Origin of the sequence: Amycolatopsis rubida (genome assembly GCF_900115345.1) — a bacterium.
GTDB classification, from domain to species: Bacteria; Actinomycetota; Actinomycetes; order Mycobacteriales; family Pseudonocardiaceae; genus Amycolatopsis; species Amycolatopsis rubida.
This window is the reverse complement of sequence record NZ_FOWC01000003.1, coordinates 72,498-93,042: the sequence shown is the minus strand read 5'-3', so window position 1 is coordinate 93,042 and position 20,545 is coordinate 72,498. Positions and strand designations below refer to the sequence as shown.

18 protein-coding genes, 1 tRNA gene and 1 pseudogene are annotated in these 20,545 nt (G+C 68.6%); 7 read left to right on the top strand and 13 right to left on the bottom strand.

Annotation, left to right across the window (positions count from 1 at the left end; genetic code table 11):
* The first annotated feature begins 11 nt into the window (after positions 1-11).
* The gene (locus BM362_RS14815; protein ID WP_093573503.1) at positions 12-221 is read left to right on the top strand and encodes a hypervirulence associated TUDOR domain-containing protein; all 210 of its coding nucleotides are present in this window, start codon (positions 12-14) and stop codon (positions 219-221) included.
* Positions 222-994: 773 nt separating this feature from the next.
* On the opposite strand, the gene BM362_RS47410 is transcribed toward BM362_RS14815, so the two are convergent.
* The 4 genes from BM362_RS47410 to BM362_RS14795 form a co-directional block, all read right to left on the bottom strand.
* On the bottom strand, positions 995-1,567 hold the full coding sequence (locus BM362_RS47410) for a hypothetical protein (RefSeq protein WP_167545315.1): 573 nt from the start codon (positions 1,565-1,567) through the stop codon (positions 995-997).
* A complete protein-coding gene (locus tag BM362_RS14805) occupies positions 1,560-2,330 on the bottom strand; it encodes a hypothetical protein (RefSeq protein ID WP_093573502.1) in 771 nt (256 codons plus the stop codon). Before BM362_RS14805 ends, BM362_RS47410 begins: the two co-directional genes overlap by 8 nt.
* 120 nt (positions 2,331-2,450) lie before the next feature.
* Entirely contained in the window at positions 2,451-3,140 is a 690-nt protein-coding gene (locus BM362_RS14800) for a Crp/Fnr family transcriptional regulator (protein ID WP_161269368.1), read from the bottom strand.
* Positions 3,141-3,193: 53 nt separating this feature from the next.
* On the bottom strand, positions 3,194-3,469 hold the full coding sequence (locus BM362_RS14795; RefSeq protein WP_232791788.1) for a hypothetical protein: 276 nt from the start codon (positions 3,467-3,469) through the stop codon (positions 3,194-3,196).
* On the opposite strand from BM362_RS14795, the gene BM362_RS47405 reads away from it, so the two are divergent.
* On the top strand, positions 3,461-3,691 hold the full coding sequence (locus tag BM362_RS47405) for a hypothetical protein (protein ID WP_167545310.1): 231 nt from the start codon (positions 3,461-3,463) through the stop codon (positions 3,689-3,691). The genes BM362_RS14795 and BM362_RS47405 overlap by 9 nt on opposite strands.
* A 1,151-nt stretch (positions 3,692-4,842) precedes the next feature.
* On the opposite strand, the gene BM362_RS14790 is transcribed toward BM362_RS47405, so the two are convergent.
* The 3 genes from BM362_RS14790 to BM362_RS14780 form a co-directional block, all read right to left on the bottom strand.
* Positions 4,843-5,781 (bottom strand): phosphotransferase, encoded by a 939-nt coding sequence (locus BM362_RS14790; protein ID WP_093573501.1) that lies wholly within the window; start codon positions 5,779-5,781, stop codon positions 4,843-4,845.
* A 437-nt stretch (positions 5,782-6,218) separates the two neighbouring features.
* Positions 6,219-6,911, bottom strand: a complete 693-nt coding sequence (locus tag BM362_RS14785; protein ID WP_143132421.1) for a hypothetical protein — start codon at positions 6,909-6,911, stop codon at positions 6,219-6,221.
* Positions 6,912-6,928: 17 nt separating this feature from the next.
* The gene (locus BM362_RS14780) at positions 6,929-7,651 is read right to left on the bottom strand and encodes a hypothetical protein (RefSeq protein ID WP_093573499.1); all 723 of its coding nucleotides are present in this window, start codon (positions 7,649-7,651) and stop codon (positions 6,929-6,931) included.
* Here BM362_RS14780 and BM362_RS14775 point away from each other — a divergent pair.
* Positions 7,633-7,890: pseudogene (locus BM362_RS14775) on the top strand (IS110 family transposase); the annotation flags it as partial. The gene BM362_RS14780 and the pseudogene BM362_RS14775 sit on opposite strands and share 19 nt — an antisense overlap.
* 256 nt (positions 7,891-8,146) lie before the next feature.
* Here the strand turns inward: BM362_RS14775 and BM362_RS14770 are convergent.
* Complete coding sequence (locus tag BM362_RS14770) at positions 8,147-8,809, bottom strand: hypothetical protein (RefSeq protein ID WP_093573498.1); 663 nt, start codon at positions 8,807-8,809, stop codon at positions 8,147-8,149.
* A 33-nt stretch (positions 8,810-8,842) separates the two neighbouring features.
* A complete protein-coding gene (locus tag BM362_RS14765; protein ID WP_143132419.1) occupies positions 8,843-12,364 on the bottom strand; it encodes an ALF repeat-containing protein in 3,522 nt (1,173 codons plus the stop codon).
* A gap of 616 nt (positions 12,365-12,980) precedes the next feature.
* Here BM362_RS14765 and BM362_RS14760 point away from each other — a divergent pair.
* From BM362_RS14760 to BM362_RS14750, 3 genes are all read left to right on the top strand, one after another.
* On the top strand, positions 12,981-13,499 hold the full coding sequence (locus BM362_RS14760; RefSeq protein WP_143132418.1) for a hypothetical protein: 519 nt from the start codon (positions 12,981-12,983) through the stop codon (positions 13,497-13,499).
* An 86-nt stretch (positions 13,500-13,585) separates the two neighbouring features.
* A complete protein-coding gene (locus BM362_RS14755; protein ID WP_244287156.1) occupies positions 13,586-15,148 on the top strand; it encodes a tachylectin-related carbohydrate-binding protein in 1,563 nt (520 codons plus the stop codon).
* 1,040 nt (positions 15,149-16,188) lie between these two features.
* The gene (locus BM362_RS14750) at positions 16,189-16,929 is read left to right on the top strand and encodes a hypothetical protein (protein WP_244287155.1); all 741 of its coding nucleotides are present in this window, start codon (positions 16,189-16,191) and stop codon (positions 16,927-16,929) included.
* A 1,264-nt stretch (positions 16,930-18,193) separates the two neighbouring features.
* On the opposite strand, the gene BM362_RS14745 is transcribed toward BM362_RS14750, so the two are convergent.
* Positions 18,194-18,266, bottom strand: a tRNA-Asn gene (locus BM362_RS14745).
* Positions 18,267-18,433: 167 nt separating this feature from the next.
* Here BM362_RS14745 and BM362_RS14740 point away from each other — a divergent pair.
* Positions 18,434-18,613 carry a hypothetical protein gene (locus tag BM362_RS14740; protein WP_067586600.1) on the top strand — a complete coding sequence of 60 codons (180 nt, stop codon included), beginning with the start codon at positions 18,434-18,436 and terminating at the stop codon, positions 18,611-18,613.
* 11 nt (positions 18,614-18,624) lie between these two features.
* Here the strand turns inward: BM362_RS14740 and BM362_RS14735 are convergent, their stop codons facing one another.
* Genes BM362_RS14735 through BM362_RS14725 form a run of 3 tightly spaced genes read right to left on the bottom strand, consistent with a single transcriptional unit; the run spans position 18,625 to position 20,544 of the window.
* Entirely contained in the window at positions 18,625-19,200 is a 576-nt protein-coding gene (locus BM362_RS14735) for a class I SAM-dependent methyltransferase (protein WP_093573494.1), read from the bottom strand.
* On the bottom strand, positions 19,200-19,967 hold the full coding sequence (locus BM362_RS14730) for a trans-aconitate 2-methyltransferase (protein WP_093573493.1): 768 nt from the start codon (positions 19,965-19,967) through the stop codon (positions 19,200-19,202). Before BM362_RS14730 ends, BM362_RS14735 begins: the two co-directional genes overlap by 1 nt.
* Before the next feature lie 52 nt (positions 19,968-20,019).
* A complete protein-coding gene (locus BM362_RS14725; protein ID WP_067586438.1) occupies positions 20,020-20,544 on the bottom strand; it encodes a hypothetical protein in 525 nt (174 codons plus the stop codon).
* Position 20,545: the final 1 nt, after the last annotated feature.

The following is a 20,545-nucleotide window of genomic DNA, read 5'->3' as shown; positions in this document are numbered from 1 at the left end:
AACCCGGTGGTATGACGAAGGAATTCCGCAAGGGCGACCAGGTGAAGTGGGACGCGGGCGGCGAGAGCCCCACCGGCGTGGCCGAGCGGAAGCTCACCAGCGACACGGCGGCGGGCGGACGCGAGGTCAAAGCGGCTCCGGACGATCCGCAGTACCTGGTCAGGAGCGGCAAGTCCGGGAAGACCGCGGTGCACCGCCCGGAAGCGATCCACCCGGCGTGACCGCGCTCCGCCGGCGAGCAGCGGGCGTTCCCGCACTCGGTCGTGGCCCGCGGGCGGCCGTGCGGATAAAGTTCGGTTCGCTGGACACCAGTCGTCGGTGCGGGGACGGCGGCCGCGAGCCACTTCCTGATCGCATTGCTGAGGCCCGTTCAGGGTCGAGGGCGTGATCGGGAAACGACGGCTGTGGCATCGAATGCGATACGGCACGGCGGGCAGCAGCCGCCGTCGCCGGGTCCCGGCCAGGAGCAGCTGCGCCGCTACGCGGTCGCCGCCGAGCACTGACCCGGCCAGCCCAGACGCCCGCCGCGAACCGATCCTTCCGCGCAACCCCGCCGCATCCCGGGCAGCGCAAGGAAATCCGGTTGCTCCCATCGGGTCTTCCGATGGCCGCGGCAGGCGATCATTCAGCCGAGCCGGAGCACCGCACAGATCGCCATGGCCGCCACCGGCCCGATCGACCACGTCGTCGTCCTGGTCCAGGAAAACCGCACCACCGACACCTATTTCCGCTCGGTGGCCGCGTTCGGCGCGACCGGCTGGCCAGTCTCGGCCAACCCGCCGAAATCCGGCCAGCCGCACGACCGCAAGGCCTGCTTCCGCTGGCTCACGAAGAAAAGCACCGGCGCGTACCTCCAGTTCGGTCCGGTCGCCGACCTGCCGTTCTACGCCTGGCTCGCCGCGAGCGGCGTTTTCCGGCGGCGACAGCACGCCAGGCGCACTCGTCCAGCCGAACTCCGCGGGGAAACCGACCGGCGAGAGACGCGCGCCGTCGGTCACTCCGCATGCTGTCGCGGCGGATCCTCGTCGGGCAGCTCGCGCAGATGGCGGTGCAGCCACGTGTCGACGTCGGCTCGCCAGGATTTTCCGGCAGGAGCAGCGCTGGCGCGGATCGCGGTGAGTTTCCAGGCGCATCCGGCTGAGGTGTGGGTGGTCGTGCCGCGAAGGAGTTCTTCGACGTGGCGACGGACAGCGAGCAGTTCCGGGCTCGGGCTGGTGCGCGCGAGCGCGCCGACCGTCCGCGTGACGTCGTGGTGCAGCTGCTGGTGTGCGTCGCTGGGCGCGGTGGACAGGAGCAGGTACGGATCATGGATCCACCAATCGGCTTTTACTGTCAGCCAGCGCCGTTCTGTTCTTCTGGCGGGCAAAGCGATCCGGAAACTGTCGGTCTGCAGTCGCCGGTCGATGAGATAGAAGCGTTCGCCGGAGTTGACGCTCAGCCCGGCGGTGGCCGCCCGGTGAGCGACGACGGCGACGTGTCTGCCGCGCAGTCTGGCCCGGGTGCGCGCGATCGCGCTGCTGGTGCTGTAGCCGAAGACAGGGCGAGCGCCGGAGCCGAAACTAGGCACCGTGGGCCAGCCCGTTGTCGGCGCGGCCGTTGCTGCTCGGCCTGCCGGGGCCGGCGGCGTCGCCAGGGCTCAGGAGCGTGAGCCGGAGTCCCTGCGGCGGGAGCGGCGGAAGGGGCGTCGCGGCAGGAGGGTCCTGCAGGCTGATGACGGTGCCGGAGGTGTCGAGGCCGGGCAGGTGGATCCAGGCGTCGCCGGTGAAATCAGCGGTGCTGACGTGGATCGGGGCGCAGCGGGCGGGCGGGACCAGTCCGACGGTGAACGGTTCGACCACCGCCCGCCAGATCGCCTCGGACATCACCAGCGCGGCCCCGAACCGCTCGCCGGCCGGATCGGCGTGGCACCAGTGCCGCACGACCTCGCCGAACGCGGCCGAATTGAGCAACCGGGTCAAGGTGATGTACGTGCGGTGGTACCGCCGGTCGTCCGCCATCGGCCCCAGGTGCACCGCGACCCGCGCCCGCATCGGGAACCGGTGGTAGCGGTTGCGCGACCGCAGCAGGTGGTCGAGGTGGAACACGACCTCCACCAGCCGTCCGGCCTCGTGATCGGGAAAGGCGAGCATCGCCCCGTCGCCGGTCTCCCGCGGATGCCCGGCCTCGTCCCAGGACAGTCCCGCCGTGGCCAGCGCCTGCGCGAGCAAGGACTCCATCTCGGATTTCATCGGGTCGAGCAGGTCGTCGCTGGCCCGCGACGACCCGACGATGTCGACCACGATGACCGCCCGGGTGCGCGCGGCGTAGTGACTCGACGTGAACGCGCTCATCGGTGTTCTCCCCCTGCGCTGTCATCAATTGGTAACAGGCAGGAGTGTCACGACTACCCGGCATCAAGTTCTGTTCACCGGTGCACAGAACCGACCACCAATCGCTCCCGGACGGGTGATCTAGGTCATCTCAGCGAGGGACTGCAACCGGGGGAGGTCGATCACGGTCAGCGATCGCCGCCCCGTCGCGATCACGTTCTCGCTCCGCAACTGCTTCAGCGCTTTCGCGAGGGTGCCGCGGGAGACGGGGATGAACGCCGCCTGCTCCTCCTGGGTCAGCGGCGCGTCCACCGACCATCCCCCGTCCCGCTCGCTCGCACAGACGTCCACCAGGTACAGCAGGCGCCGCGCGATCTGCACGGCCATGTCCGGCGTACGGGTGTTGGTGCGTTCCCGCTGCGCGTTCCACAGCCGCTCGCTCTGCAGGACACTGATCTGGTACATGGTTTCCGGATTCTCGTGCAGGAACCGGCGGAACGTCTCCGCGTCGATCCGCCGCAGCACCACCTCGTCCAGCGCGACCACGTCGGCCATGCGCGGCAGCCGGGTCATCACGGCGGCCTCGCCGTAAATGTCGCCCGGGCCGCCGACATCCAGAATGACCTGCCGCGCCTCGTGATCGGTCGAGGTCACCTTCACGTGCCCCTTCTCCAGCACGACCACGTCGACGCCCGGCTTGCCCACCGCCAGGACCGGTGCCCGCGGCCGCAGCCCCTGCCGGCTGCCCAAGGCGGTCAACCGCGTCTTGTCCCGTTCCGGCAACCGGTTCAGAAAGGACGGCTTCCGCCCGCCCCCTGTTCCCCGCTCCACGCACCCTCCGCTCCGCATGCCGTCCCCCGAGCAGGGAGCCTAAGCGCGGACGATCACCCGCGCTCAGCAGGCGGACCGGTGAACACCCGCAGCCGCGTCAGTTCGCCGCGAACCCAGCCCGCCAGCCGGTTCAACGGCCCGTCCTCCGGCTCCGCCCGCCACCGTTCCAGCAGCACCCTGTCGGGACCGTGCTCGGCAGACCACCACAACGCACTGCGGACCTCCCCCGCGGTCAGCGGCACAATCCGGCGGCCAGGCGCCGGCCGCACCATCGACTTCACCCCCATCACCGCCGCCACCGCCTCGGCGAAGGTGAACTGATGCTCCACGACAACTTCCTGCGCCGCGCAATCGCCCCGGCTGCCCGCCGTGGCCGGGAACATCCCCAGCCGAACCAGCTGACCCCGTACCCGCGCGACCTGACAACGCCGAACGACACAGTCCGGGTCAACCGGCGGCACACGCGTTCCGGCAGACTGCCGTCCGCGCCCGGCGCGCTTCAAATCCACCCGGACACCCAGCACCGACAACTCCCCGACAGCGACGCTTAACGTGCCGCCATGGGCAGCCGCGTGCGAATCCAGCACCGCCTCCACCGCCTCGCCCAACGTGAACCGATGCCGCACCCACACCGCCACCCGCTCCTCACCGCCGACCGACCGTCTCGCGAAACCCATCCCGCCACCAGAACAGGCCCAGCTCGAAAGTTCCGTTCACCACCGCACAAAGCCCGATCTCGATCCGGTGAAATCGGGGGCGGAGCGAACTACCGGCGTCCGGAGGACTCTTGCGGAGCGAGAGGTACCCCGATCAGCGGACAGGACTCATCTGCGGCAAGACGACTGGTCACCTGCTGCCGCGCGGGAACGCACAGGTCCTGGCGAAAGATCGGCGGACTTGCTTTCACACCATGGTTCGCCAGGGGGCCGGACCTGAAGCGCATCCGGCTCCCGGAAGGCACGCGCCCTGACCACGCCGGTCCGCGGCGGGCGGCCCCACACTTGCTGCAATTCCAGCGCGTTTACCGAGGTGACCATCAATGCGTAAGTTCCGCGGCCGTGATCCCGTTCGCACCGAACTCGCGGCGGCCGCTCTGCCCGTACCCCGCAGCCATGCGTCGAGAACACGCACGCGGCAGCAACCTGCCCGCCACACCGGGCGCGGCTCCAAGGACCGACCGCCAACCCAAGCCACCACAGGCATTCCCCGCACGCCTCGACCGACGAATCGACACGTCGAGAGGACGGCCCTACCGCCCGAACTGCCACCGGCGCAGCGAACCGCGACGGCCCCGGCAGCCGACCGCCGAGCCCCAAATCGCACGGAAGCGCTCGCGCGAGCCGTCCGTCAGCATTAGATCGGCAGTTCAGCAGAGGCCGTTGGACTTTGTTCATCAAGTGTCCCCGCTTACCAATATCGATTCACTAGTTCCGATCCTCGTAACCGACACATCAGGATTAGCATCCAGCACCGCCACCATCACCTCGGAGTTCAGGCAACGAATGAGATCGCCTCCCCTGACAGAAATACCTCCATTTCTCGCGCGGCTGACGCCTCCCTTCGGAGTTGAGACGAGCGTTAAACAATGGCCAGAACGGGCGCTGCAATCCCCTGGAAATCGAACAGGAGTCGTCAGCGCTTCCGTCGCGAGTGCCAACGACAGCAACGACCCGTTTCCCGCGTCATCTCCGCTGGGCGACACTTAACGAAGCGCGCTCAACTCGTCGAAAGCGCGATGGCCGCGCTCAACCACCCCCGGGACGATATCGTGGCGCCCAAGACGGATGGGCCACTCAAGCTGCATGAGGATCTGTGTCGCCGCCAGCACCGCGGCGCCCTCCCAGCCGACCACGGAGAGGATTCTCTTCCACAGCTTCCTGCGGGCGTCGTCCAGCGGATCCTCAAAGGTGTGCCACTGGAGGGTCATGAGATCAGTCGCCCGCGTGCCGCTACCCGCGTTCGCGATATCCACGACCGCCACCACCACTCCGTCACCGACCAGGACGTTACTGGGGTTGAAATCGGCATGAACCATATCAGGCGCCGCTTCCGGTGGTGCGATGTCGGCACACACGAGCCGCACGCGTTCGACCAAAGCCGACACCGCCGAGGAATACCCCGAGAGCTTCGCCGCGGACCGGCGCAGAAGGGACTGCTCCGGCGTCTCGGGGAAATCCAGCCCGGCAACAGCCGATTCCCGACCGGTGGCGACCCGCCAGGCGAACGACCAGTGGTCGTAGGGCTCAGCGGCTTGGCCGGCCTGGATTTCGATGATCTCCATCGACTGTTCAACGAGGGACGAGGTCAGCTCCGGAGCGGGAGCCGCGTCAACGAAGTCCGTCAAATGCCATACCTGAGTGGCGGTGGCCCCCACTCCGAGCCAGGCCGGAGTCGGATAGCCACGCCCGCGCATGTGCTCGACCACTCTGCGGGCTCGCAACATCTCATCGAGGTGGCCAGGATGCGCCCGGGGCACTGCTTTGAGAACCGCATTTGCCCTTCCGGCCAACTGAACCCGCATGGCACCCGCGTTAACGCCGCCGGGCAGGCGATCGAGACGAGTGACCTCCGCCCCGACCACCCTGGCCACGTCGTCCAGGACCTCGGCTAGCAGCTCTCCGGAATGGACGCCCTCGTTCATCGGCTCGAAGTGCCCATCACCGTTTTGACAACACATCCCGGCCGTCCCCCATACCTCAGTGTCGCAGGGAATGTTCAGTGGATCCCGGACCCCGAAGCTCCGGTATCGCCGGCCGTCGGGTGCAGCACGCCGGTAGTCGCCCAAACTCACGCAATCATCCAACCATAAGGAGCGGGTGGAGAAGGTATTCCGAGATGCGTTCAGCATTCACGGGTCGGCCTGGGACCAGAGGCTGACGGCCACCTCGACACGGGGATCCGGGATCGTGTCTGAAACTCCGCTTCTGCCGTCGAATGTCTCGCTCGACCAGGACGTCGAGCGCAGCCACAACGAGGCGCTACGATTGCGGACGGCTCCCGTTGTTTCCATGCTGACGCGCCGTCAGCATTCTCGGAGACTCCGATCCTCATCGTCCCCGAATTGGGTCCCAGATGCGGTCACATGCCGCGCTTTCCGCAGCGACGTCCGACGCCTCGGCTTCCGGCGGACTTGGCTGACGAATCGGATCCCGCTGATGTGCCGGGCGTCCGGCAGTGTTCCGCGGACATCGTTGCCTTCATTCCCATCGCAGTGCGCTGGGGCTGCGGTGACCGCAGTTTCCACTCCGGCACCTTCCCGATCCCTTGTGCCCGGTCCAGTTCGAGGCAGTCCTTCTTCGACTCGGGTCCCAGGTAAGGCCACATCTCGCGGAGCATGTCCTCGCGCTCAGCTCCGGCCATGTTCTGCACGTTGTCGAGCAGGAACATTTTCATCTGGAAGCGAGATTCCTCGTCGCCGGTCTCTTTCGCCGTGCAGAGGACGTGCTCGACGCAGTCGAACGTCCGATGGCGGATGTCCTCGTCGAACTGGTCCCACGTCCGCACGATCGTGTGGGCGATCGTGGCAACCCGCTGGGACAGCCGGGTGCGGGGAGGCAGGCCCGGACGGCGACGACGTTGCGCGGTGTCCTCGTCGAGCGGTTCCCAGGTAGGGTCGCGGCAGGGCGGCTCGTCCCAGTAAGCCAGGAGGTCCCGGTCTGCCTCGGCGAATTCCGGGGCGAGCGTGAGGAGCCTGGCCAGCCATTCGGGCTCGAGGTCCGCCGACGTCTCCGACGCGTCGTCGTGGTCGGTTGTCACGATGTTCTCTGCCACCCGGGCATTGCGGTGGATCACCTGGCCGGTTTGGCCAGCCCGTCCACGGCAGCGGGGATCAAGGTCCGGATCTTCTCAACGTGGTCGGCTCCGTTGAGCTTGACCCCCATTTCGCAAAGGCTTTCTCCGTCCGTGCGGCCGCGGTGACGCTGCCGCTCCCGAATCCCTGGCCCCTGTCCGGAAGTTTCCAGATCTGGCTGATCAGCATCTTGAGGCGGGGGGTGGTCACGTGGGGTTTGGCCATTTCGGTGCCGAGGATCTCGGTCATGCAGAGCGCCCCGGTTGGCCGGGCCGAGTGCCTCGGGCAGTGCTCCTCGGACGATCGGCTCGCTCGAAACGCGGAAGATCTTCCCCAGGAAGTTCCCGAATCCCGCCTCCTGATGGGTGATGGCGTAGTAGTAGCCAGAAAGGAGCATGCTGATCAGGGCTGGGCCGCATGCCTCTGGGCGAGAGGGACCGTACTCGTTCAGCGGCCTCCTCGCGCCTTCCGGACCGTCGGGCAGCGATTCCCTCATGACATTGACCCCGGACAGCCAGATGTCGAGGCCGAGGCCGTCGCAGGATTTGGTGCCGAGCTGGTCTTTGCTCGGCAGTCGGACGCCGTTGAGGAAGCAGACGTCACCGACCATCAGCAGGTAGCTGCCGGTCTCCCACTGGGTCAGGCCGACACCGAGGTCGGTGTCCGGATATGGCGGGGCGGGACTCGCCTGTTGCTGCTTGAACCCGCGACTCCGGAACATCGATCAAAGGCGAACACCCCGCCCACACCGGCAGCCGCGAACTCAAACGCGCGTTCTTCCTCGCCGCGTTCGCCGCCCTGTCCGACCCGACCAGCAGGGCCTACTACGACCGCAAGAGAGCCGAAGGCAAGAAAACACAACGCCGCCCTCACCTGCCTCGCCCGCCGACGCTGCGACGTGCTCTCGCCATGCTCCGCCACCAAGCCCTCTGTCAGCATCCCGAGCCGCCGAACGCTTGACAACCGCCATAGGGACCTCCCAGAGGGTGAGTCCGATCTGGTCGGCCATTCTGGCCCAGCTGCGCAGGTCCTTCTCGTTGCGGGTGTTGGCGAATGGTTGCGGGATCCGTACGGAGGCCGGGCAGCCCTCGGGCAGGAACTCCCGGACGATGTGACCAGATCCTGGGTAACCCCACTTGATGCGCTTCTGCAGTCACGCGAACTCGGCCCGCATTTCCGCGATGGTCTCGGCGATCGGCACCGTTTCCTGCCCTTCTTATGCAGGCCGCGGTTGGTCCGACGCGAAATCGATACGCGTATCCGGCGTCACGTCGAGGGCTTCGAGATCTGGGTGCGCGACGATCGCCTTCGCGACCTCTTCGCTGCAGGCTACGTAAGTGGACGCGAGATCGTGGTCGGAGCACACGACCCAGGCGTGGCCCCGGGGACACCAGTAATCCGGACCATTTCGGATCCCGACTTCTTCGCCGACCTGTTTCCGCACGTCATCGAGCTGATCCAGGGGGGCGGCAGTAGTGAACTCAGGCAGCCCGCCCGCCGCGTCCGCCGAAGTGAGGTAGCCGAAGTAGACCTCCGAAGCACCCGACACTCCAGCCAGGATGCCGCTCAGCGCGCGCTGCTCGGAAGCCCGGAGACGACCGTGTTGGGTCACCCACTGCCGAGGCCCCGTGGCGAGTTCGGCTTTCATCAGGGTCTGATGCGATGTCTCCGCGTGGAGTTCGAACCCGATCTCGGCGGCCATACTGGCCCAGCTGCGCAGGGACCCCGTGTCGCTGGCGCGGGCGAACGAGTGCAGGATCCGCACGTACGCCGGGTAGTCGACGGGCAGGATTTCGCGGACGACGTGTCCTGGCCCGCTGTACTCCGCGGCGAAGATCTGCTGCAGCCAGGCCAGTTCCTCCCATGCGTCCGGAGTCATGTCTGCAATGGACATTCGGTTTCTCGCTCCTAGCTAGCTCTCGTAGTGCCAACGCTTCAATTTGTCAAGTTTGTCGCCTGGTTCGAAGTCGTTGAAGTCGATCGTCGCACCGCCGGATTTAGAGTAGTCGCGCCAGGTCACGTTTTTCTTGCCGTCACCGATGTACCACAGCTCGATCTGGCCCTTTCCGGGAATTTCCCGTCGCTGGGGCTGCCCGAGTTGGGCGGTCAACTGTCCCCGTAGCCGGTTGATGTCGTCCGGGGTGACGATCCGGATCTCCTCAGACGATCCTTTTTCTCCGAGGAACTTCCCGTCCTTGGTGACGAGGTTGTAGACCTGGTCGATGCGGGTGCGGGCGACGTTGCTGAGGTCGGCGGCGCCGTCGAGGAGGTCGCCGATGTCTTTGGCGAGGCCGTTGTCGTCGTTGAAGATGACGCGGTGCAGGTTGGACTCGAGCTCGTCGAGGAGGGGGATGGGGCCGGTGAAGATCGGGACGCTGAATTTGGGCAGCAGCGCGAGCAGTTCCGGGCCGCAGGCCTCCGGGTTGTTACCGCAGTAGTCCCACAGAAGGGCCGCGCCTGCCGTGCTTCCGTCGGGCAGCTGCTCAAGGAATTCCCAGATGATCTGCCGGCCGGCGAGCCAGTGGTCGAGGTCGATGGCGAGGCTGTCGCAGTTTCCGGTGCCGATGTGTGCGGGCAGCTGGAAGCCGTTGATGTAGCAGGTGGTGCCGATGACGACGAGGCGGGTTCCGTTGGGGTAGGTGGCTTGGCCGCCTTTGCCGCCGAGGTTCTCGGGCAGGCCGCTGGTGTTCGTGTTGCCTTGGGCGGCGCGGGCGATCTGTTCGGCTCGGTATTTGCCGAGGAACGCTTGGAGCGCTTCGCCGGCGGCTCGCATGGCCGCTGCGGCGTCTTTTCCGGCGTCGAGCGCGGCACGGCGGGCACGGGCGGCGTCGGCTGCCGCAGCGTTGGCCGAAGCGCGTGCTTGCGCGGCGGAGGCTGCGGCTTGCCGGGCGGCGTTCGCGGCGGTTTTGGCGTCGGCTGCGGCTTGGTTGGCGGCGTTGCGTGCGACGCGGGCGGATTCGGCGGCCGCTGCGGCTGATGCGGCGGCGGCGTCGGCGGAACGGGCGGCGTCGTTGGCGTAGCCGCGTGCCCGGTCGGCTGCCTGGCGTGCTTGTTCGGCGTATCCGGCGGCTTCCTGGGCGGCGTTGCGGGCGATCGCGGCGGCTTGGGCGGCTTCGCCGGCCTGTTGTTGCGCGAGCGCGGCGGACTGGGCCGCGTCGGCGACGAGCCGGTCGATGCCCGCGCGGTGGGCGTCTCGGGCCTGGTCGCGCAGGCGGGCGCGGTGCTGTCCGGTGGCGAGGAAGTCGTGGCGCATCTGCGGGGTGCCCTCGAGCGCGGTCTGCGCGTCGGTTTTGACTTCCGCGCCGCCGGCGGACATGACCTGCGTGGTCTGCAGGTCGTCGTCGCGCTCGCGAGCGCGGAACTGGCCGTGCCGGAGGAATTCCGTCACTGCGGCCTGTCCGCCGTCGAGAGCTTTGCTCGCGGCGTCCTTCATGGCCGGGCGCGCGTTGTTCAGCAGGCGGGCGACCTGGATCTCGTCGTCCTGCTGGCGGCCCGGGTAGTCCGGGTTGGCCAGGAAGCCGACGACGGCGGCGTGGTCGCCGTTGAGCGCTTCTTGTGCGGCGGTGGTGAGCGGAGCCGGGCCCCGGGTCGCCATCGCCACCACAGTGGCGCGGTCGTCCTGGTCCGCGGCGGTGTCGACGCCGGCCCGGGCCCAGGCGACGACTTCCGCGTCAGCGCCGCCGAGTGCGGTCAGCGCGGAGCGTTTCGTCCACGGGCTGCTCTGCTCGGCCAGCCGCAGTGCGGCCTTGCGCGCCGCAGTCGCCGCTTCCCCGGCAGGTGTGGCGGTGTCGCGGGCCGCGGCAAGCCAGTTTCGGACGTCGGCGTCGCGGGTGGACTCGGCCGGGATCGCGTCTTCGGTTCCGGGGTCGGGCCGGGGGTGGGCGCGCAGGTCGTCGGCGGCCTTCTGCGCGTCGGCACGGTCCTGCTCGGCGCGGATCACGAGCTGCTCGTCCTCGGTCTGGCGGGCGAGGGCCACGACTTTCTTCGCCTGTTCGACCGCGGCGGAGGCGGCGTCTGCGGCGGTTTTCGCTCCCGCCGCGTGCCGGGTCGCGTCTTCGGCGGCGTGCTCAGCTTCTCCGGCGTGCTGGGCGGCTTCGTCCGCGGCTCGTGCGGCGGCATCGGCATGGTCTGCGGCGCTGTTCGCCGCCGATCGCGCCTCTGCGGCGTTGTCTGCGGCTGCGTTGGCCAGCCGCTGGGCGGAGTTCGCCGCCCGGTTCGCCCGCGCCGCCGCGGCGCGCGCGTTGTCCGCGGCGGCCTTGGCCCGGGCGGACTCGCTGGCAGCGGCCCCGGCGGCCCGGCCGGCGCGGGCGGCGGCGTCGGCGGCTGCTGCGGCGTTGCCCGCTGCCGAGGCGGCGGAGCGGGCGGCGCCGAGCGCGCCCTGAATGGCCGCTACCGCGTCCCACGCCGCTTCGGCCGCAGTCCGCGCGCCCTGGGCCGCGGTCCGGGCACCTTCTGCTGCCTGGCGGGCTTCGGCTGCTTTGCCCGCGTCGGCACGGGCCGCGTTCGCGGCCCGGTAGGCCGCCGATGCCGCGTTCCCGGCCATCGCTGCGGCGGACGCGGCGCGCTGCGCGGCGGCGACGGCGGTCATGGCCGCGGTGTGCGCGGTCCGGGCCGCCGAGACCGCTTGCGCGGAGGCGGATGCGGCTCCGTCCGCCGCGTCCGCGGCCCGCGACGCCGCGCCGGCCGCCCGGCCCGCGTCGCCGTGCGCGGCCTCGGCTTCCCGCGCGGCGCGCTCGGCGGCTTCCTTGGCCATCGCGGCGGCCTGCACGGCACGCTCGGACGCGGTCTTCGCCGCGGCGGTCTCCACGGCAGCCTGCTGCTGGGCGCGTTTCGCGACTGCGGCCAGGCCGGCGACGGTCTGGGTCTCCTTGTCCCGCTCCGCAGCGACGAACTGGTCGCGGGCGAGGAATTCGGTGATCGCGGTGTAGGACCCGTCGTCGAAGGCGCGCTGCGCGGCGGCCTTCACCTCCGGACCGCCGGCGGTCATGATCTGCGTGGCCCGGACCCGGTCGTCGTCCTCGCGGGCCGCGAACTGCCCGCGCCGCAGGAAGTCCTCCAGCGCCCGGTAGGTGTGCGCGTCCAGCGCCTTGGCCGCGGCTTCCTTCACTCCGGGCCCGCCGGACGCGAGCAGCCGGGACGCCTCGATCTCCGCGTCCGACTGGGACGGCGTCACCCATCCGGACGAAAGGTACGCACGCACCGCGTCCGGCCCGCCGTCCAGTGCCTTGGCCGCGGCCTCCTTGACCGCCGGGCCACCGCCGGCCAGCATCCGCGAGACCCGCAGCTCGTCGTCGATCTGCTGCGCGGCAGCGAGATCTTTCGCGAGAAACGCCGACACGTCCGCGTCGCTGCCGACCAGAACTCGTCCGGCGCGCTCGCGGACCTGCTCCCCGCCGGCGTTCCAGGCGCGGGCCAGCTTCTCCCGGTCCGACACCGGCCCATCCGCCGGATCCGTGGCACCCGCAGAAGTTCCTGCGGTCTGCGCGCTCGTCCGCGCGGCTGCTGCCGCGTGCGGTACGGCGGCTTCGGCGGGGACTTGGACCCCGCCGATCACCGCCGCCGCTGCGAGCGCGGCAGCCGCGAGCGGCCGGAAGCGTCTCCGGCCGCGCGTGTTCCCCGTTGCGTCTCCCCAGGCGCGCACTCGCCCCTCCTCGTGTCCAGCGCACAGGCCGTGCGCACCCCCGCTCCGTTTCCGAACCGGAAACGGAGCCCCAACATAGAGACCGGAAAATGTCGCGGAAGAAGCCCGCGAAGACTATTCGGTTCGCCGAACCTACACCCGGGAAACGCGAACAGCCAAACCCGGATGGCTTCTCCGCCAGGCGCGATGCGCCGAACGGTGCAACCTTGGCAAAGATTTCATAACAGCCACGGGATTGTGTAACGGCGATCGTGCGCATACGGCGATGTGTCCCGTGTCGCATTGACCCGAATCTCGGCCGGTGGATAGGGTTGACGAATCCGACAGGGGTCGACTGAAGCGCGTCGAAACAGAACCTGTTTTTGGGAATTGCGAATCTCGCATCAGGTCGGATTAACGAGGGGATGAAATGGGGATGTCAGTGGCGCGCCCGCGAGGCGCGAGGAGAATCGCGGCGTGGGTTGCGGCGGGCGCGGCGGCCGCCGGGCTCGTGATCGCCGGTGCGGGCGTAGCCAGCGGCAAGGCTGCCGCGTCGGCCGCGGACTCCGGGGACACCGGCCAGGCTGCGCTGGTCGAGGACTACAACTATCCCGGGCGGGACGCGATCCTCGCCGACAAGCACGTGAAACTGCTCAAGGGCGACGGGAAAATCATGCTCGCGGACTGCGGCGGGGACGTGATCGAAGTCCGCTCGCGCGAGATCGGCACCACCTGCTTCCGCTCCACGGCGCCGGGCGGCTGGCTGACCGTGGAGATCCCCAAGGTGTACCTCGGCAAAGCCGACTCCCACAAGGTCGGAATGCGGCTGACCAGCAACGGCCAGTCCGAAGACCACACCCTCGAACCGAAGGCGTACGCCCCGTTCGGGGAAGGCGTCGATCCGCAGCACGCGCCCACCACGCTGGTGGAAATCACCACTCAATCCTGACCCTTTCCCGGCCTTGCCGGGCTGTCCTCGGTGAACACGACCGCGCCCAAAGGGGCGCGTCGTCGTGCTGTTCGAAAGGTTTCCTGATGAGGCTCAACCGTGTGGCCGCGCGCACCATGGCGCGCCGGACCGGCTACGCCGCCTGCGCCGCCGTCGCCGGACTGGCGCTGGCCGGCGCGCCGCCTGCGGCAGCGGTAGCCGGCGGCACCGCCGCGACCGGAAGCCCGGGCGACGCGCTGGCCGTGCTGGCGGTCGACGGCGACCCGCGCGGCGGCGGACACGCCTGCACCGGCATTTTCGTTTCCCCGCAATGGATCGCCACCAGCGCGTCATGCCTGACCGGGAAGGCCGGCGCGCGGGCGGCGGACGGGCTCGTCGGCGGCCAGCCTCCCGCCGTTCCGGTCACCGCGCAGGCACCGGTGGCCGGAGGCCCGGCGCGGCAGGCACCGGTCGATCTGGTCGCGCCGCGCACCGACCGCGACTTCGCCCTCGTACGGCTCGCCACACCGGTTCCCGGCATCCGCACCGCGGAGTTCGCCACCACACCGCCGCCGGCGAGCGGGCAGATGACCGTGGCCGGGTTCGGCCGGACCGGCACCGAATGGGTCCCGGACAAGCCGCAGACCGCAGCCCTCGCCGTCACCGGGGCCACCGGCAACGAGATGACGTTCACCGCCTCCGGCACCACCGGCGTGTGCCGGGGCGACGCGGGCGCCCCGGTGCTGACCGGCGACGGCCGGATCGCAGGCGTGGTCACAGGATCGGACCAGCACGGATGCCTCGCCGAAACCGCCACCGGCACCGGAGTGACCGCCACCCGGACCGACGACCTCGGCGGCTGGATCCGGCAGAACGTGCCCGACCTCGCCATCACCTGCAAACCCGCCGCCCCCATCTTCACCACCCGCGGCGACGGAACCCTCTGGCTCTACCAGCACACCGACCCCCGCAACGGCGCCTTCTCCTGGATCAACGGCAACGGCCAGCAGATCGGCAGCGGATGGCAGTCCGCCCGCACCACCGCAGGCCCCGACGGCCTCGTCTACCAGGCCAACAGCAACGGCCAACTGCGCAAATTCCGCTGGAACGGCACCGGCTGGGACCTCAACACCAGCCCCACCCCCTACTACGAAGTCATCGACAACGGCTGGGCCCGCTACGCCACCGCCGAATACAACAACCGCATCACCGTCGACACCCGCGGACACATCTACACCATCGAACCCGACGGCAACCTCCACTGGCGCACCTACGACCCCACCGCCAAAAAATGGGACCACCGCGTCCTCAAAGACGGCTGGGGCAAATACGACCTCATCACCGCCGCCGGCGACGGCGTCCTCTACGCCCGCACCCCCAAAGGCGACCTGTTCCGCCACACCTACGACGCCGCCACCGGCGAATGGACCCAATGGGCCAAACCCTCCGGCACCGGCTGGAACGGCTTCAAAACCATCACCTCCCCCGGAGCCGACGTCCTCTACGGCTCCTACCCCGCCGAAGGCGGCGGCCTCCTCTGGTACCGCTACCTCCCCGCCAGCGACACCTGGTCCGACACCGGACGCGCCAACGGCAAACTCATCGGCACCGGCTGGCACGGCCTCTACGGCATGACCGCCACCCCCGACTCCTGCCGCCTCACGACCTGACCACACCGCAGCGGGCCGGGTGCCGCCACAGCCACAACGCGGCACCCGGCCCGCTGCGAACAGCCCAGCAAAGCCAGTACCCCGCATACCCAAGCCAAGCTCACGGCCGACACGGAACCAGCCCCGAAGCAGACCATCTCGTCGGAGCCGACGAAACCGCCCAGACAGACACTCGACTGGTATAGACCTGGTCGCTGGAATGCCTTCCCCGCGCGAGCGGGGGTGGTCCCTGGAGGATCGACCAGCCGCCCGCGTCGTCTTTGTTTCCCCGCGCGAGCGGGGCTGGTCCTTCGAGAGCGACCCCAGCACTGCCTACGTCGACGTTCTCCCCGTGCGAGTGGGGTGGTCCGGTCACCCCGACTCAGGCGGCGGAGAACCTGGTCCTCTTCCCTGCGCGAGCGGGGGTGGTCCACGCGGTTACGACGTCCGCTGATCTGCGGTTTTGTTCACGCCGCGCGAGCGGGGGGTGGTCCGTTGTAGTGGATGAACCACGGCCACGACGCGGCGTTCTCCCCGCGCGAGCGGAGGTGGTCCCCAGGTCAATTACGGCATCGCGGTCCGCGACACGTTCTCCCCGCGCGAGCGGGGGTTGGTCCTCTGAACCATCCGGGTCTGAGCCGGATGGTTCATCTTCGCGACGGTGCAGGAGCAGTCCAGGCTCGACCGCAGGGCCATCATCGGCAGCGGTCTCTTCTCCTCGCATGCGGAGACTGGCTCCGTCGTCTCTTATAGCGCACGGCGACGCTGAAATGCTTCCCGCGCCCGCAGCGCGCCAACACCGGGGATGACGTGCCGGTCCAGGATGGGCACGTGGGCCGAGATCGTGTCCGGTGGCTTTGTGCATTCCTCCACATCCTGTCGTGGCTGGCCCAGCCAGACCGGGCCGGGACCACGTCCTCGAGTCGCGTTCCGCGCGTAATCTCGCCAGTCGACGAGCCCTTCCATACGCGGATAGCGTCGCGAAGCCGTTGAAACGATGTCGATCCCGCAAGGGAGCATCAAACGCGGCACGACAGGACTGCGGGCATTGAGACGATCAGGTGATTCTCATCCTCACAGTTTTCGGCCAGCTCCTGTTCCGGCAAAGTCGAGCCGTCGCCCGACTCGACTCAGGAGCGCAGCGCGTGCCTTTCGACCCGAACCAGCCCAGAGGCCCCGATGGCAAATGGATCAAAACAGGCGGCGTTTTCGCCGCGGCAGCCTTGGCGACAGTCGTGGCGGCGGCAAGCGGCGGAGACGCAGTCACTTCGGTCGGAGACGGACTCGACGCTGCGACGACCAAGAGCGTGTCCGACGCGGACACAGCCAACAGCAAGAAGGCAGCGCAGAAGGGAGATCGCGCCGAGGCATGGCGACGGCTGGCTCTCAAGGAAGTCAGGAAGAAGATCGAGAAAGGCCTGCACTGCGCCGTGCAATCGTATGGCCAGGTTCAGCAGTTCTTCCTTCGCCACCCATGCAAGAAGCTCGACCAGCTGCTGTTCGTCGTGCAAGCCGAGAACGGAAACACAATCGCAGGATCGGTCGCCTGGGTGAAGATGCCGTCGGCCGAATCAGCAGCACAGCTCCGCAGCCTGGAAGACACGTACGGATCCGGCGACGTCACCCCATTCGGAACAGAGATTCTCGAAGCAGAAGGCTTTCGTTTCACCGGAAAGCACTACCGATCGCGGCTGGACGGCAAGCTAGTTGTCATCGCCGAAACAGACCCGATCAACGGCCGCCCCTCCGACACGTTCCTCAAGCAGGTCGCCGATGTCGCGGATGTCCTCCCACCGCCATGACGACATGGGCTGGTCCGCATGGATGCCGACCGTTCCGATGGCGTCATGCCTCGGGATCTCGTCGAAATCGACGACCTGCCGTACCTCGACCTCCACCTCGTCGAGCAGCACCGCTCAGCTCAGGCCGTCCGCCGGACCGCTGTCTCGACGGTCTCCCCGCGCGAGCGGGGGTGGCCCCCAGGGGATGATGTGATCGGCGTCTGTGACTTGTCTTTCCCTCGCATGCGGGGGGTCCTCGCCGGAGCCAGTCGACCTCGCAGCCGCCCGCCTAGACGGAGACCGACTTCCCATCCACGCGCCACAACACTGACATGTGTCACAAAGCACATGGCAACGCCGCGCTCACCCCTGCCTTCGCCCGACGACGAACGCACCGAACACACTCGCACCAAAAACATTCACGCAAACAGACCTGGAGCAAAACTGGAGCAGTGCCGTACTCCCAACGGCAACGACCAGCAGTGAACCGCACTCAACGGCAGCCCACTGCCCCACCCCTCCAGCAGTTTCCCTAAAACCGCAGGTCAGAGGCCAATTTAGACCAGACTGGCAGTGAGGAGGTCAACGATGCTGTTCCCGCAGGTCAGGAACGTCTAGTTAACACGATCTCTGCGGCACAGAGCAGCGCCACAACACGTGCGACCTGCTGAACAACAACTCGCCGGAAGCGCCACCTCGAACTGCTTCTGGCGGTTCTTCGAAGAATGCAGTCCAGCAGATTATGCTCCGCCCCTTCGCCATTCCTATCAGCGCAGGAAAAGAAGGCTCCGAGGGCAATTAAGTTGAACTCTCGCATCCTTAGCTCGATCATCGAAGCCGCAAGGCACAAGTCGGCACCCGATCGCGGTTCACCACACGATTGACGTCCGAGCGCAGGATCCCCGGACGACGCAACATCCGCTGCTTCATCGCGTCTCTGCCGATGGCTCTCTTTAGCCCTGCGACGTTTCGTCGGCAGCTACGTTGATCGACTCAACCGAAACGAACTCGGCGGCCGCGCGGCCCGAAGCGCGGCGATGCGCCCAGAACACGGCTGCCACAGGCATTGCATGCGCGCGTCAAGCGACGAATCGACATGTCGAGCGAGGGCCGACCACACCAGGATCGACAGCGGCCAACGCGGCGACGCCGCTCCGAACTGGCCACGGGCTCAGCGAACCACCGACGACCCGACAGCCGACCGCTTGGACGACTGTCAAAATCGACACTAAATCGCCCCTACTCACAGGTAACACAAAAGCCCAGGTCGCTGACCTGGGCTTTGCTCCCCCGCTTGGACTCGAACCAAGAACCCTCCGGTTAACAGCCGAATGCTCTGCCAGTTGAGCTACAGGGGATCGTGCTTCGCCGGTCCGGATCTCTCCGGGCTGACGGGAAGAACTTTAGCCCATGCCGTCCCCGCCCCGCACAGGGGGGGGTGGGTTTGCGGCGGCCCCGCGCGGAAGCCGGTTGTGTTGGACAATGGACAGTCGGAAGTCCTGGTGAGAAAGAGGTGTGGCCGCTGATGAAGAAGTTCCTGCTGGGCGTGGGCCTGGGATACGTGCTGGGCACCAAGGCCGGCCGGGGACGGTACGAGCAGATCGTGCGCACCTACCGCAAACTGGCCGACCATCCGATGGTCCAGGGGGCCGCCGGGGTGGCTCGGGCGAAGCTCGGCGAGAAGTTCGGGCGCGGGAACGGCTGAGCAAGCCCAGCTCAGGACGGTTTTTGCCAGGTGAGCGAGTACCGGCGCAGCACGTGTCGGCGGTAGCGCACCCCGGGCAGCAGCCGCCGCGCTGCGGTGCGCACCTCGCGGTAGCTCATCCGCGGCTGCACCGTCGGCATGCCCTCCGGGCCGTGTGCGCGGCGGACCGTCTTCACGGTTCGCACGATCGGTGCGGCCGCGATCGTCGCTGCCCAGTCCGTCGCGCTCGCGTCGCGGGCCAGGCCGACGACCACCAGTGCGCCGCCTGGGCGCAGCATATCCCGCATCCGGGTGAGGGCGGCTTCGAAATCCAGGTGGTGGATGGCGGCCGCTGAGCAGATGAAGTCGTAGGTACCGAGGTCAGCGGAGAGAAAGTCTCCCTCGACGAAGGTGTCGCCGGACCGCGAACGAGCCTGCGTGACCATCTCCGCAGACTTGTCGATGCCGCTGACCTCGGGCACCACGAGAGCCAGTTTCCGCACCAGCAGGCCGTCTCCGCAGCCGACGTCGAGCGCGGTCGAGCAGCCGCGGGGAACGGCGCGGAGGATGCCCGGATGGCGGGCGACGTTCGTGGTCCAGTACGACATCAGCCCGGGACCTTGGCGACGAAGAAGATGCGCCGGAATGCGAACCAGGTGGTGCCGTCCGGGCGTGGCGGGTAGGCCTCGTCCAGCAGCGGGGCGAGGTCGTCTTGGAAGGCGGCCCAGTCCTCGTCGCCCAGGGCGGCGCGGACGGGACGGAGTGCGGTTCCGGTGATCCACTCCAGGACTGCGCGCGGGCCGGAAAGTTGTTGCACGTACGTCGTTTCCCACGCGTCGACCAGGCATCCGGCGTCGGCGAGGAGGTTCGCGTAGTCGCGGGGTTCGCCGACTGCGTCTTCGGCCCGCAAGGACACCGGCGAGAGACGCGAGGCCCAGGCCGGGGAGGCCGCCAGCGCACGCGTGAGGGCGTGCGAAGGGGCCGAGAAATTGCCGGGTACCTGCACCGCCAGCACAGCTCCGGCGGGCAGTTCCGAGGCCCAGCGGCGCAGCAGGTCCTCGTGTCCGGGCACCCACTGCAGGACCGCGTTCGAGACGACCACGTCGGTGTCCGGTTTCGGCGTCCACGTCCGGACGTCGCCGACCTCGGCGGCCACCCCGCGTTCCCGGGCGGCGGCGACCATCTCCGGCGAGCTGTCCATCGCCTCCAGGACCGCGTCGGGCCAGCGGAGAGCCAGGTCGAGGGTCAGGGTGCCGGGGCCGCAGCCCAGGTCGGCCACCCGGCGGGGCGAAGTCGCCGAGATTCGCCCGATCAGGTCGTAGAACGGCCGGCCGCGCAGGTCGGAGTAGTCGAGGTACTTCGCCGGGTCCCACACGAGCAGCCTCCCGCCAGTAAACAGTACAGACGTACTGAGTACGAGCGTACTGCTACTCGCCGCGGTTGGCCAGCTTCTCCGCGACCTCCGCCGCGACCGCCTCGACCAGCGCCGGGTCGGTGCCCGGATCGGGACGGACCTGCAGTTCCACGCCGTCGCGGCCGGGGACCTTGCGCTGGACGAACCACGCGCCGCCCTCGGGGAACTCGTGCCGGTGCCTTCCCCGCACCGAGCCGTCGACCCGCAGGCGCACCTGCTGCGGCACTTTCCCCGGCTGCGGCAGCCGGAACCGCACCGGCTCGCGGTCGGCCAGCACCGCGACCGCGCCGGCCCGCCCGGTCTCCTCCGATTCGGTCAGCGCGAACACACCCTCGCCCCAGGTCGCCTTGCCCACCAAGTGCCAGCCGACCCGCCGCGTCGTGCCGTCGCCGGACGGGATCCACAGGCCCAGCGACGTCACGACCAGGTGCCCGCCGCCCTCGACGGCGGCCGCGGCCACCGGATCCTCGCCCTCGGCCAGCTTGCCGGGGAATCCCGGGGGCAGGCCGCCGCCGAAGAACCGGTTCAGCAGTCCCACG